Annotated in this window: 10 protein-coding genes; 5 read left to right on the top strand and 5 right to left on the bottom strand. The window is 55.4% G+C overall.

The features are described 5' to 3' along the window. Nucleotides 1–1,036 precede the first annotated feature (1,036 nt). Entirely contained in the window at nucleotides 1,037–3,130 is a 2,094-nt protein-coding gene (locus ACIQYF_RS11875) for a TonB-dependent receptor family protein (RefSeq protein ID WP_402861296.1), read from the bottom strand. Nucleotides 3,131–3,671: 541 nt separating this feature from the next. Here ACIQYF_RS11875 and ACIQYF_RS11880 point away from each other — a divergent pair. From ACIQYF_RS11880 to ACIQYF_RS11900, 5 genes are all read left to right on the top strand, one after another. Beyond that, entirely contained in the window at nucleotides 3,672–4,475 is an 804-nt protein-coding gene (locus tag ACIQYF_RS11880) for an energy transducer TonB (RefSeq protein WP_402861299.1), read from the top strand. Nucleotides 4,476–4,566: 91 nt separating this feature from the next. Next, nucleotides 4,567–5,286 (top strand): MotA/TolQ/ExbB proton channel family protein, encoded by a 720-nt coding sequence (locus tag ACIQYF_RS11885; protein ID WP_402861302.1) that lies wholly within the window; start codon nucleotides 4,567–4,569, stop codon nucleotides 5,284–5,286. Nucleotide 5,287: 1 nt separating this feature from the next. Then, a complete protein-coding gene (locus tag ACIQYF_RS11890; RefSeq protein WP_402861305.1) occupies nucleotides 5,288–5,689 on the top strand; it encodes an ExbD/TolR family protein in 402 nt (133 codons plus the stop codon). Nucleotides 5,690–5,764: 75 nt separating this feature from the next. Then, entirely contained in the window at nucleotides 5,765–6,952 is a 1,188-nt protein-coding gene (locus ACIQYF_RS11895; RefSeq protein ID WP_402861308.1) for an acyl-CoA dehydrogenase family protein, read from the top strand. An 8-nt stretch (nucleotides 6,953–6,960) separates the two neighbouring features. Beyond that, the gene (locus ACIQYF_RS11900) at nucleotides 6,961–8,061 is read left to right on the top strand and encodes a sigma-54 interaction domain-containing protein (protein ID WP_402861311.1); all 1,101 of its coding nucleotides are present in this window, start codon (nucleotides 6,961–6,963) and stop codon (nucleotides 8,059–8,061) included. 112 nt (nucleotides 8,062–8,173) lie between these two features. Here ACIQYF_RS11900 and ACIQYF_RS11905 read toward each other — a convergent pair whose 3' ends face one another. The 4 genes from ACIQYF_RS11905 to tssI all read right to left on the bottom strand — a co-directional run. Further along, entirely contained in the window at nucleotides 8,174–8,656 is a 483-nt protein-coding gene (locus ACIQYF_RS11905; RefSeq protein ID WP_402861314.1) for a hypothetical protein, read from the bottom strand. 105 nt (nucleotides 8,657–8,761) lie between these two features. After that, on the bottom strand, nucleotides 8,762–9,583 hold the full coding sequence (locus ACIQYF_RS11910; RefSeq protein WP_402861317.1) for a tetratricopeptide repeat protein: 822 nt from the start codon (nucleotides 9,581–9,583) through the stop codon (nucleotides 8,762–8,764). 56 nt (nucleotides 9,584–9,639) lie between these two features. Beyond that, nucleotides 9,640–11,892, bottom strand: a complete 2,253-nt coding sequence (locus tag ACIQYF_RS11915; RefSeq protein WP_402861319.1) for a hypothetical protein — start codon at nucleotides 11,890–11,892, stop codon at nucleotides 9,640–9,642. Further along, nucleotides 11,889–13,451 (bottom strand): type VI secretion system tip protein TssI/VgrG (gene tssI / locus ACIQYF_RS11920; RefSeq protein WP_402861322.1); only part of this gene is annotated, 1,563 nt, incomplete at its 5' end. The genes tssI and ACIQYF_RS11915, both read right to left, overlap by 4 nt.

Genomic DNA, 13,451 nt, shown 5'->3' on the forward strand with positions numbered 1-13,451 from the left:
CTCTCGCAATAAAAAATAGCGGTTTCAACCAGAGATACAGCCACAATGATTCCTACATAAAAAAAAGAACCAGCAGTATCAGGGAAAAGAAAATGTCACCGATAACATATAAATCAAGACACTATTCTTCAGTTATTCACCCCATGAGAAGGATCTCAAGAATGAATAACAGATTCAGCGACACCCTGTTGATTAACGTACGCATTATCAACAACACACCGCACCAACTAAACCGAGTAGAAGGTACCCACAACGGCAGGGAGGGAAGCTTCCCGCCTCAGTTTTCAGCCAACGCTATTGATTTATTCCAGTTTCAGGCGTCACCCCATCTCAAAGGCGACATATTAATTGAGTACGGTGTTAAAAAACCGTTTTTTGAAACTCAGTTCAACTACCGCATGGGAGAAGACATTCTGTATTTTGAAACCAGCTTCTTGTACGCCTATGAAAAGTCTTATCTTCATCAGTCGCCGAGAGTTAATTACTACTGGACGCATAGCGTCACAGGACCAGGAAAATGCAGTTCCCGGTTAAGACGACACTCGACCATTTTCCCCTACAACTACGCTGTCGATTTCATAATCGAATAAACGCTTTCAGCATTCTCCGGGCCTGGTCGGCATCACATTGGCAGAGCGGGCAAACAGGCATGCCCGCTGCTGAATGAAGGTCGCTGATCAACCCGGCGGAATGGTCGCCAAAATACCGATACCGATGGTCAGTACTAAAAAACCACCTAAAAACCATGCCATTTTGCCCATAACAGTACCCCGTCAAACATTCGTAATAAAACAGGTGCAGAACATCGGCTGACAACACGCGAGTGATGTTTGGGTCTCGCGCTCTTGCCTGTCTCGAAAGGTTGGAAAGCATTTTGCACCTTGATCTGCACTCATAACAGACGCAGATAAAGCGAAAAAATACGGATCAGTTGCCCCCGCCGGGAATGAAGTTGGCCATCCATGGCACTGAACAGATGAGGCGTTACACGCGGAGCACGATGTGCTGGAGAGTGGCGATCAGGTGAACTGAGCTGCTAGAAGTGGAATGACACGCCAGTGGTAACAGTCAGGGGATCACCGGGGTAGAAGTTAGCCGAGTCCTTGCCTTTGGCGTCATAGGCGGTATTAGTCGCCGTGGCATAGCGCTGGTTGGTCAGGTTGCGGGCATCCACAAACACCTCCCATTTTTTACTGGGCGCTTCGTAGCCCACTTTGGCCCCCCACAGGGTGTACGACGGCGCGCTCAAGGTATTGGCAAAATCGACGTAGTAACTGCTAGCCGCACGGGCATTGATTTGCGCGTAGAAACCTCCCGACTGTCGGTATTGCAGTTCAGCCTGGTACACCTGACGTGGCAGGCCTGGCAATTGGTTATCCCCAAAAGTCGAGTCGTTGCGGTAGTGGAAGTCGTTCAAGGTATAAGCCTGACGCAACGACACGGTGTCACCATTGGCGCCTTCCCAAAGCAATGCATTGAGCCCGGCTTCTATCCCTTGGTGAATCGTCGGGCTGCCATTGGAGGTGGCCACTATCTGGTCCTGCGTCGCCGTCGCCTGGCTGACCACAACCGACAACAGTTCTTTCTGTACCCACGAACGGTAGACCGTGAAGCTGCCATCGAAAATGCCGTGCCCACCGCGAATACCAAGCTCCACGGTGTTGGCTTTTTGCGGTTTGACATCACGGATGTAAGGCACGCCGGTGCTGCCCAGTTGCCAGGTGACGGGTGGATCAACGGAGCGGCTGACGTTACCGAACAGTTCAAATTCCGGGGTTAGCTGATAGCGCAAGCCCAAGCGCGGAGCGAGATCGGTTTCTGTGTATTCGACACCACTGGGGAACTGGCTGGTATTGACCCCCGTGGTGTATTCAATTTGCGCCTTGCGTTTCACATTGATCAACGACACGCCACTGGACAGCCAGGTGCGATCCCCCAATTGCAGTTCGTTACCCAACGAAAAAACGGTGTCACGCGAGCCTGTGTAATCGGTTTTTTGCAGCGTGGCGCCCGTGCTTCTACTGTGCGCTGTCACATCAGCCAGGTACGCCTGGGTATTGCTGAAGGTCACGCTGCTGTCACTGGGCAAGCCGAGGAACGTATCGCCAGTGCGCAAGTAGCGCAGGGTCAAGTTCAGGTCTGTGGAGTGCCAGTCACCGGGTGTCGCCGAATAACGCCAACCATTGATCAAGGGATAGTTGTTGTAGCCCAGTCCCACTTCCAGCTTGGCGTTGTCGTCAAAGGTGTAAGTGGTTTGACTGCCGATCAAGGTCGAGCCGTTCTTTTTACGGCCAAAGGGTACATCGTTGCTGGTAGGGTCATGCTTGAGTTGGTACTTGGTCAGCGTATTGCCCTGGGTCAGGGTTTCTTCGCGATAACGCAGGAAGAACCGCGTCTCAAGCTGGGGGCTGAACACGTAACCAAAATTGGCGACCAGCCCCTGCCCTTTGTTGGAGGTGTCGTCCTGATAACCATCACGCTGGTTGTGCAACACACTGACGTAGTAATCCGCATTGCCCACCACGCCACCGGTGCTCAGTTGCTCCTTTTGATACCCGTAGCTGCCCGCTTCAAAACGCGCGTAATTGCCGGGATCGGTGCGACCGGTCTTGCTCACAAAATTGATCGCGCCCCCAAGCGACAGTGCTGAATAGCGGTAAGCGTTGGCGCCATAGAGCACTTGCGTGTGGTCCACCGACGCCATGTCGAGCATGTCTTCCTGGGTGCCTCCCGGCCCCGTGAGCGGCAGGCCGTCATACAAAAACTTAATCCCCAGCACATAGCCTTGGTAGAAGGTATTGAGGCCTGAACCGCGGATCGAAATTTTGTTGGCGCTGGAGCCGCTGGTGGCCTGTGCAAACACGCCGGGTTGCAGGGCCAGCACATCCTCGGCATTGGCGGCACGGCCGCGCTCAATGTCGCGGTTGTCGACCACGGCGGTATTACCCGCCACTTTCTTCAGTTCCTTCTGGGCCTTTTGCGCATCGCTGGCTTCGGCTCCCGTCACCACCACTGTCGCCAGCGTTGGATCTTTATCCTCGGCGGCAACAGCGGTGGCGTGAATCAGCATCAGGACAATCCCCATGCTGGAGGCTGTCGCCAGTGCGCGTCTCTCTAACGTGTTCCACATCAATTAATGCTCCTGCCGGTGAGTGCCCAGATATCTACACGCCGCATGGGCGATTAGTGGGTGGAGCATCTATTGGTATAGTTACGCTCTCACACTCACTTTTGCAGGGTTCATGCCAGCCAAAAACAGCTCAACAATGGCTTTAAACAGCAATCTTGTTGTGTGGATCAAACAGTTTGTTAAGGGTCTGTTTGCATTTAAACAGTCGGAACAAAGTTTAACTTTGCTTATAACAAATTGATTAATACATATGCTTTTACAGTGTCGCCAAGACGCCAAGACTCCCGAGATAGAGCTTTTAGACACGTAACTGCTCATTTGCTGTTGCTCCAGCAACAGTGGTTGAGCAAAGCGTTGCCCCCCGCCACAACTTTATGTTTAGCAAATAACCCAACAGCCCAGATTTTCGAGTGCTTTAAATAGTTGGTATGGCTCTTGCTCTAACTTTCCGGCCTACCTGTTTGCTTCGGCAAACAGATGAAACCAGTGGAACGTATTAACCACGAATACGCTCTGTTTTGCTAAAAGCCAGGAGTTATTAATGGCCAATGTCCAAACTGCCAGCGCGCTGGATGTACTCTGGCGCCAGGGCCCCGGCGGCGATCTGCTTGATCTGGGGCGCACTTTTCGCGGCCCACTGTCATTGTCACGCCTGCAGAGTACGCCCAAGCGCATCCTGAGCCGCCGTGAAGCGGTATTGCTGGGGGTTTTCGCGCTGGCGTTACACGGTGCGGTGATTTACTGGATCAGTCAGAACCCGACGCCTGCTCTGCCGATCGTGCCGCCGGAAGTTCCGCCGATGACCATCGAGTTTTCCCAACCGGCCCCTCCTGCGGTTCAGCCACCGCCACCCGAGCCCATCGTTGAACCGGTGGTCGAACCGCCGCCGCCCGTGGTAGACGAACTGGCCGTAAAACCACCTCCCAAGCCGATTCCAAAGCCAAAGCCGAAACCGGTGGTCAAGCCTGTTCCAAAACCAGAGGTCAAGCCTGTTGAGCAACCTGCTGCACCCCCACAACCCGTTGCCGCACCCGCACCTGCTGCGCCACCCGCGCCAGCACCGATAACCCCTGCGTCTGCCAACGCCGGTTATTTGCACAACCCGGCGCCTGAATACCCGTCACTGGCCATGCGCCGTGGCTGGGAAGGCACCGTGCTGCTGCGGGTTCATGTACTGGCCAGCGGCAAACCTGGAGAAATCCAGATCCAGAAAAGCAGTGGTCGCGACCAACTCGACAGCGCCGCCAAAGATGCGGTTAAACGCTGGAGCTTTGTGCCGGCCAAACAAGGCAACGACCCGATTGACGGCTGGGTCAGCGTGCCCATCGACTTCAAAATCAAATAAGCCGACACCCTATTTGCTGCATCGCGGGCTACCTGACAAAAGGCGCATCGCTCTGACCGTTTTTGATGCCCTAATTAAGAGAGCCTGAACCATGAACCTTATTGCATCCCCCTTCGAATCCATTGAACACGCCGTCATCTGGCTGCTGATTATTTTCTCGGTCGCCACCTGGGGCCTGTTCCTGCTCAAAGGCGTGCAGTTTAGCCGCCTGAAACGCCAGGACCGCCGCTTCCTCAAGCAATTCTGGGCCGCGACCAGCCTCGACTCCGCCGCCGAACTGGCCAATACCGCCCCTGGCGCTGCGGCCCGCGTTGCGCAATCGGGTTATGCCGCGATTCAAGTCACCGAAGCACCGCAAGCCAATGACCTGGCCCACACCATCAACCACCAAGACCGCCTTGAGCGCTCCTTGCGCCAGCAAATCGTGCGCGAGCGCCGCTCGCTGGAAACCGGTTTGGCCATCCTCGCCAGTATCGGCAGCACCTCGCCCTTCATCGGCCTGTTCGGCACCGTGTGGGGCATCATGTCGGCCTTGAAAGGCATCAGCGCGGCCGGTTCCGCGAGCCTTGAAACCGTGGCGGGCCCGATTGGCGCCGCACTGGTTGCCACCGGCGTCGGGATCGCGGTCGCGGTGCCAGCGGTACTGGTTTACAACTACTTCCTGCGCCGTCTGAAACTGACCGCCGCTGACCTCGATGACTTCGCCCACGACTTCTACAGCCTGGCCCAGAAGAGCTCCTTTCGCGTGCACCTGCACCCGGTGCTGAACAAATCAGCAGCGCCAGCAGCCAAAGTGAAGGAGGCGTCCTGAGATGGCTTTTTCAACCCAAGACACTGATGAAGTGCTGAGTGAAATCAACGTCACGCCACTGGTGGACGTGATGCTGGTGCTGCTCGTGGTGTTTATCGTCACCGCTCCGCTGCTGACCAATGCGATCCCGATCAACCTGCCCAAGACTGACTCGGTCGCCCCTGTGGAGCAAAAAGACCCGCTGGTGGTGAGCATCGACGACAAAGGCAAAGTATTCATCAACAAAGATGAAGTTGAGCCGAGCCTGCTGGAGTTCAACTTGCACGCGGCCAAGGCCAAAGACCCCGAAGTGCGCGTGCAATTGCAGGCGGACAACGGCGTGAACTACGGCGAAGTCGCACGGGCCATGGCCTCGATTGAACGGGCAGGTATCACCAAACTGTCGGTCATCACAGCCAAATGAAGTGAACAGCAGCCTGCGGGCATCCCCTCCCGACATGACGCCGGGGGGGGCGACACTCAAATGAGGTGAAGATACGTGACTGTCACAGTGCTAAATGCCAGGAAGGCGCCGTTGGACATTGCCCGAGAGCTGGTAGTGGAGTTCGCCCTTACCGCCGTTGAGCGTGACGCCAAAGGCGGTACGCCCAAGCATGAACGTAATCTGTTGCGCGACAGCGGCCTGCTGGCCATGAGCATTCCAGGCCAGTTTGACGGCCTGAATGCCACATGGTCCGAGACCTTCGAAGTGGTGCGCGCGTTTGCCCGGGTCGACAGCTCAATTGCCCATGTCTTCGGCTTTCATCACCTGATGCTCGCCACGGTGCGGCTGTTCGCCAAACCGTCGCAATGGCAAACCTGGTTCAAACTCACGGCCAACAAAAACTGGTTCTGGGGCAACACCCTCAACCCGCTGGACACCCGTACCGTGGTCAAGGACCGCGACGGCTGGCGCGAATTTTCCGGCAAGAAAAGCTTCTGCTCAGGGGCCAGCGATTCAGAAATGCTGATTGCTTCTGCTATCGACGAAAGCGCCGGTGGCAAGCTGCTGATTGCTGCGATTCCCAGCGCTCGCTCCGGCATTACCTTGCACAACGACTGGCACAACATGGGCCAGCGTCAAACTGACAGCGGCAGCGTGACCTTTCAGCGTGTGCGCGTTGAAGAGTCGGACCTGCTGCTTGATCCCGGCCCCCTAAGCACGCCCTTTGCCTGCCTGCGGCCGCTGATTGCCCAATTGCATTTCGCCAATATCTTTCTCGGGATCGCCGAAGGCGCCTTTGAAGAGGCGCGCCGATACACCCTGGAAGAAACCCGGCCCTGGTTCAAATCCAGCGCCACGCATAACACACAGGACCCGTACATTCTCGGCCACTACGGCGACTTTTGGGTCGCTCTGCAAAGCACTCGCCTGCTGGTTGAGCGTGCAGGCGTGGTGCTGGACACCGCATGGGCCAAAGGTTCGGCATTGACCAGCGAGGAGCGCGGCGAAGTGGCCATCGCCATCGCCACCGCCAAAGTCGCCGCCAGCCGCAATGGCCTGGAACTGTGTAGCAAGGTCTTCGATGTCACCGGCGCGCGTGCGACGCAAACCTCGGTGGCACTCGACAGGCACTGGCGCAACCTGCGCACGCAGAGCCTGCATGACCCTCTGGATTACAAGCTTCAGGAACTGGGCGATTGGGCACTCAACGGCACGTCCCCCATCCCGACATTTTATTCATAGGGACCGTCATGCAACTTCTAACCCTCCCCCCCTCTCCCGCCCTGGCCACCTCGATCCGGGCGACTGCGCAAGTCTTTGAAGACCCAAAATCCAAAGCCTTGCTCCAGCACCTGCAACAAATCGCCCCCAGTGATGCCAGTGTGTTGATCATTGGCGAGACCGGCACTGGCAAAGAACTGATCGCGCGCCACATCCATAACTTGAGCGCGCGCAAAAACCAGCCATTTCTGGCCGTCAACTGCGGAGCTTTCTCTGAGTCGCTGGTGGAGTCCGAACTGTTCGGCCACGAGAAAGGCGCGTTCACCGGCGCCTTGGGAGCCAAGGCGGGTTGGTTCGAAGAAGCCAATGGTGGGACCTTGTTCCTCGATGAAATCGGCGATCTGCCCATGCCGATCCAGGTCAAATTACTGCGTGTATTGCAAGAGCGCGAAGTGGTGCGCCTGGGCTCGCGCAAAAGTATTCCCATCAACGTGCGAGTGCTGGCAGCGACCAATGTGCAACTGGAGAAAGCCATCAACGCGGGGCACTTTCGCGAAGACCTGTTTTACCGCTTGAATGTGGTCAACCTTGAACTCACGCCCCTGCGCGAACGGCCCGGCGATATCCTGCCGTTGACGCGCTACTTCATTGACACCTACAGCCGGCGACTGGGTTACGGCGACGTGGTGCTGAGCCATGAAGCGGAGCAAAAACTCGCCAACTCCACCTGGCCGGGCAACATCCGCGAACTTGAAAACGTCATCCACCACACCCTGCTGATCTGCCGTGATGGCGTGATCCAGAGTGATGACTTGCGCATGTCCAACCTGCGCATTGCTCGCCAGGACAGCGTCACCAGCAGCGATCAAAGCGCCGAAGACTTACTGGAGCACGCGTTTGAGCGGTTGTTCGAAAGCCAATCCGACAACCTGCATGAAAACGTCGAACGCCGCCTGTTGCGGGCGGCTTATCGCTTCTGCCACCACAACCAGGTACACACCGCCAAACTGCTGGGGCTGAGCCGCAACGTGACCCGCACCTTGCTGATTAATCTTGGGGAGTTGAAGGTCAACAAACGCAGCGCGTCGCAGCCCAAGCAGAACGAGCGTGCGTTGCAGTTGTCGATTTAACGCTACACAAGCCCAACACGTGGGAGCTACTGCGATCTTTTGATGGTTTTAAGATCGCAGCCTGCACCCGCTCTCACGGCTACTCTGCGGGACGGCATGCAGACAGTCACGCCTATGCATCTGATTGGGTATCAGGATCAGGTTTCGTACCAAGCACAGCTGGGTTGGCATCCGGAACGCCTTTAACCTGTGCACTTTGACGCCTCATGTGTTTAAAACCGTCATAGGCAAAGAAAACACCTGCGCTGGCTATAGACGCAGTGCCTAAACACAGCAGAAATATGCGCTCAAAATCGACTGCAGGCACGTGATAGGGCGCCCCAGTAATACTGATCACAATGGTCAGCAGGTACATTTTTGCGGTAAATACCACCGTGAATATAATCCCGAGAACTAAAGAACAGCCCAGAGAGGAAGCCCAGTTCTTACGGATAGATTTGAACGACTTTTGGTTGTGCCCCACTAACACAACAGGAATAAACACCGTCAGTGCCGAGGCCAGGGCAATACCCAATAACGTCGAGAGCGGAAGAAACAGGTTAGTCAGTATGGCCAGCACTGAATAGATCGCATAAAACAAAGCATTCGTCTGCATAGGAGCTCTCTCATAGGTGTGCGACTATCAACTCTCAGGGACTGCCTTCGATGAGTTGACATTCAAGTTGAAAAACTGAAAAACAAGGCAATAGTCTTTTTAATACTATTGATCCGGTGCCCAATCGGGCCTGTCTGCGTCATAGCCTTGAGTCGGATGTGGCGGGAGTGGATGGTCTTTCATGAGTGTGGGGAAGCGTAGGTCGGGGTCGGTTAATAGTTGCTGGTAGAAGTCGTTGTATAGCTGGCTCAGGGAGTCTTCAGGGGAGTACCACAGAGCCATATGTGGAGGTGTGCTTTTATCGAAGATCTCTTTCATCGTAAACGCAGCACCAGCATGACCTTGCGAAAGTGCAAGCTGGTAATAATGCAGTGCAACTGGGAAGTTTTTATTGATTACCTGGTAATAAGCCGCCAGTTCATAATTGGCTTGACCATAACCCTGTTCTGCCGCACAGCGAGTGTATTGCAACCCCAACTCTTCTTTTTTTCCAACATATATATATAGCTTTCCTAGCTGCGTGAGTGCCGGTGGATTACCCATGCGTGCAGCCTTACCCAAGAAAGTGAGGCCATCAGTTGCCGGATTAGTGGTCCCCAATCGGTTACCGATCATGGCTCCCATATTGTAAAAGCCTTGTGGAATATTAAGTTCGATCATTCGCTGATAAAGATCTATCGTTTTTTTGGTGTCTTTCTCAACACCGCCTGGCCACCCCGTGCGATAAAGCGCCGCAAGATTATGCATCGCTTTCCAGTGATTACGTTCAATTGCTTTTTCATACAACTCAACAATATGGTGCCAAGGCCTTAAGGTATCTGGCTTGGCTAATTTTACTGCTTCTAGATACCATGCGTCAGCCACGGGATCGAGTGCTGGTAAATATTTATTTTCATGCACACATATAAACGGTTGAGCTTCAGCCATTACAGGGGTTCCAGAAATTAAAAATAGGAAAAGAACACTGCACCTAAAAATAAACATTAATCCACCGTAAAGTTAGGACTGTAGGGTGTGACAACGTCCCAAAAACGAAGTAAATGGGACATCAGCGGATCACCTGCAACTTGTGCTCTCCAGTTATTGTCCATCTGTTTACTCCAGTGTTTGTAGTTCTCAATAACTGACGATTTAACTTTCCCCGCATGCATCCCCCACAACTTCTCCCTCAACGATTTCGCCAACTCCGGATTTGGCTGCGCAATCCCCAGTTCCGAGTCACTGTGCATGCTGCGGATGTTGATATTGGCGGAGCTAAGCAATGTGTAAACGTCATCCACCAACAGCAGTTTTGAGTGCACGTAGATGTGTTTGTAACGGGCTTTTAACTGTGGGGCGTTGAGTATGGCTTCGGCCTCTGGGGACAAGCGAACAGGCGGCGGGCTGCCGGGCGCAGGGTCACTGGTGGCGAGGGTAGCAATGACGACCTTCAGGCCCGGAATGTCGCTCAATTGAAACGGTTTATCGTCATTTTCGTCGATGTGCTCCGCCAATTCAGGGATGTAATCCGGTTGCAGACCGCGCATGCGCTCCTCAACCTGAGTGGTCACACCCTGGTCGCGCAGGGCCTGAATTTTAGCTTGCAGTCGCTCAATACTTTTAAGCCGATTGAGGTTTGCGAACGGCGATGAACGCGCGTCAGTGTCATTGGTCAGTTCCTCGATTTGCGCTTGATATTCACGCAAACTTTCGGACAAATCGCGCTGCACTTGCGGCATCAATTGTTCCTGCCCCAATGCTTGAAGCATTTCGTAGGTGGTGGCAGACGCTGTTTTTGAGTCAGGGGTATTGGTGACCACAAACAGGTACAGGTCGCCCGGCACGCCTCGGGCTTTACGGTTTTTGGCTATGTCACCCAAGCGCTTGGCAAAGTCCGGATAACGGAAATATTGGTTTTCCATGTACACGTAGTCGGTGGCGTTGCCGATGGCCTTGAGGTAGTGCTCCAAAATCGAGGTTTCTTTGTCTTGCGGTTGGGTACGACAGACCTGTGCAACGCTGTGGGCGCCGCGTGTCGCGACCCCAGGGACGGGCAGTGCATTGCGCTCAGCTTGCAGTGACTCTTTGCCAAACCAGCGGTTGTACCAGGGCTTTTCCAGGTCCCAGGCTTGAGAGAAGTTTTGGCTCAGATCCGCTAATACCGGGCCGTTGACCCTCATCGAGATGTCTTGCCAAGGGCCAAAACCTAAATCGCGCCCGGCGCTACGATCATCAAACAGGTGGGCGTCGGTGTCCCAATAATTGCGGTGCAAGTTGTGACCCATGACAAAGCCGATAGCCTGTGGTGTGCCGTAGTCAACCAAGACCATCTTTTGGTGATGACTGGCGAACATGGTCAATAGCACCATCTGGCCAACGCCCAAATCGGTAATGCCCTCGGCAGCCAGCAAATCATAGAGAAAGTCGAGACGGCCACGGACGACTCGACGCTGATCGCCCGCCATTACCTTTTTGGCCTTGCCATCGAAGTCGCGCGTCCTGAACTCCACGTTAACCATGCGTGCGCTGTTAACGTCTTTAAACCAGTCGCGAGTGTAGATTTGGCCCCAAGGATCTTGTTGTGTGCCGCCTGAACCTGAAAGCTTGTTATACCCCTGGGCACTCTCGGCCTGTTTTGACAGGCGCTCGATTTCAGCATTTTCGGCCTCGAGTGCGAGCAGGCGGTTGTTGGCGTTGGCGTTGGCGACGAACACGGGATCGTAGCTACGCGATTTTATGTTCTGGTAGTGCTGTGCCTGTAGCAGGTCTTGCTGAAGCCCACGCATATCGATGCGGTTTTGAGTGCGCCGCTTATCCAGCAGAAGTACCTGATTTTCGGCCGCATCGCCCTTGAGTATTCCCGACCCCAACGCTGTGCCTCCTGAGCCGCCGAACCCCGCGCCGGGTAACGTGTTTTCAACAAGGTTGGCGATCCGATTTCGCCACACCAGTACACGTACTTTTACCCCTTGCTTGCCTTTGGCTGCCAGCAACTCACCTACCCGCAACCCCTCGGGACGCTTGAGGCGCATAGCCGGGTCAAAGCCCCAGGTGATCACGTCGACACTGTGTTGGGCTTTGTCGATCGCGTCATTCACGGCACCAAATGCAGCTTGGCCATTAACCAAAGGCTCGACCGTGACACCTGCGCGGGGCGGATAAAACGATTTGTTGGCAAACCAGTCGAGCGTCAGGTTGAGCGTGCCAGTAAAGCTTGGATCAAAGGTGATCGTCTCTGGGCTGTAAAGGTCTTTCATGCGATAGATTCCTCAGCGTTTGAGCCGGGTTTTGAGGCTTGCGCTCGATGATCGAGAGACGACGTATTAGGTTTGTGCTGAAGCTCATGGCCTTCGTAGGCTCGGTGGCCTTGTTGTGCCAAATACTGAAGGGCCGGTGAATCAGCGGAGGAGTTCGCGTTTTGCAGTCTGAATACATGGCCGTTGGCAAGTTCGACGGTGTATGCCTCGCAGCCGGGAACTGGAGCGAACACAATTAATCCATCTGGCCCGGTCAATCCTTCTTGGACCTGTAAGGCGTCGGCCAATAATTGATAAGGCTCATTTTCATAGCCGGGAACGTTGGGCAAAGGGCGGACGTTGATGCTCATGCGCGACGTTTTTTCGGCGTGCATGGGCCTTTTTTCCAGACGGGCTCCTGCCAAGGTATTGGGCTGGTTTAACAGGTCTGCGCTGATCAATTCGCCAAGCTCGCCAAGCGCTAAAGGAATGGCCGCAGTCCCCGGCACCGGCACCCCTCCCAACAAGATCGGTGAACTGACGTATATCCCGGCGGCACTGACGAGCAGGTGTTGGCCGCCGGCCGTCAGCGAGATGCAGGCTCCGGCCGACAACACCACATGGGCTCCGGCTTTGATCGTGACCTCCATGCCCGCTTCGACGGCCATTGCCACGCCCACGGTGGTGTGGCTGCTGACGGCCACTTGGCGAAAATCGTTGGCGTTGAGTTGCACTTTGCGATCGCCGCTTACCGTGCGCTGGTCTTCGCCCTTGAGCACCGAGACGCTGTTGCCGGTGATGGTTTCTTCGCGCAGGCCGTCGACTTGCAGATGGCTGTCGTTTTTGATGTGTTGCTCAAGGTCGCGCTGGGCGTGCAGGTAGATCAGTTCCTGGCCCTTGCGGTCTTCGAGGTGCAGTTCGTTGTAGCCGGTGCCGTTTGGGGTGCTGCGGCTGCGCAATACGCTGCGGGTTTTGTGGGCGGGCAGTGGGTACGGCGTGGGGTTGATGCTGTTGGCCAGACAACCCGAAATGACCGGCTTGTCGGGGTCGCCTTCAAGAAACGCCACCAGCACTTCCATGCCCACGCGCGGGAGGGTCACGGCGCCATAACGGTCACCGGCCCAACGGGAGGCTACGCGCAGCCAGCAACTGCTGTTGCCGTCGTGCTGACCTTCGCGGTCCCACTGGAATTGAACCTTGACCCGGCCGTACTCATCGCAATGCACCTCTTCGTTGGCCGGGCCGCAGACCCGCGCCGTCTGCATGCCCAGTACCTGGGGCTTGAGGTGCTTGAGTGCGGGGCGGTAGAACACGTCCCACGGGGTGGCGATAAAGTCGTTGCGATAGCCCTGCACAAAGCCGTCGGCCGGTGTTTCAACGGGCGCGGTACCGGACGCTTCCAGCACCTGCGGCTGCTTGCCTTGATGCTCGATTGCCGTCAACAACCACATCGCGTTCCAGGTGGCCTGCGGGTGCTCGCTGAGGGTCATGAAGCGGCCGCTGCTTAAGGCGCCCTGGTCACTTTTGCCGCTGGCCTGACACCGATCAGCCCGCTGACGTTCCAAGGCCCGCTGGCTGAG

The sequence above is a fragment of the Pseudomonas sp. NPDC096917 genome (genome assembly GCF_044762555.1).
Taxonomy (GTDB): domain Bacteria; phylum Pseudomonadota; class Gammaproteobacteria; order Pseudomonadales; family Pseudomonadaceae; genus Aquipseudomonas.

Bases quoted from the DNA above. Each gene is read 5' to 3' on its own strand.
- ACIQYF_RS11885 (WP_402861302.1), top strand. From the start codon at position 4,567: ATGAACCTTATTGCATCCCCCTTCGAATCCATTGAACACGCCGTCATC.
- ACIQYF_RS11915 (WP_402861319.1), bottom strand. From the start codon at position 11,892: ATGAAAGACCTTTACAGCCCAGAGACGATCACCTTTGATCCAAGCTTT.
- ACIQYF_RS11900 (WP_402861311.1), top strand. From the start codon at position 6,961: ATGCAACTTCTAACCCTCCCCCCCTCTCCCGCCCTGGCCACCTCGATC.
- ACIQYF_RS11910 (WP_402861317.1), bottom strand. From the start codon at position 9,583: ATGGCTGAAGCTCAACCGTTTATATGTGTGCATGAAAATAAATATTTA.
- ACIQYF_RS11890 (WP_402861305.1), top strand. From the start codon at position 5,288: ATGGCTTTTTCAACCCAAGACACTGATGAAGTGCTGAGTGAAATCAAC.
- ACIQYF_RS11880 (WP_402861299.1), top strand. From the start codon at position 3,672: ATGGCCAATGTCCAAACTGCCAGCGCGCTGGATGTACTCTGGCGCCAG.
- ACIQYF_RS11875 (WP_402861296.1), bottom strand. From the start codon at position 3,130: ATGTGGAACACGTTAGAGAGACGCGCACTGGCGACAGCCTCCAGCATG.
- ACIQYF_RS11905 (WP_402861314.1), bottom strand. From the start codon at position 8,656: ATGCAGACGAATGCTTTGTTTTATGCGATCTATTCAGTGCTGGCCATA.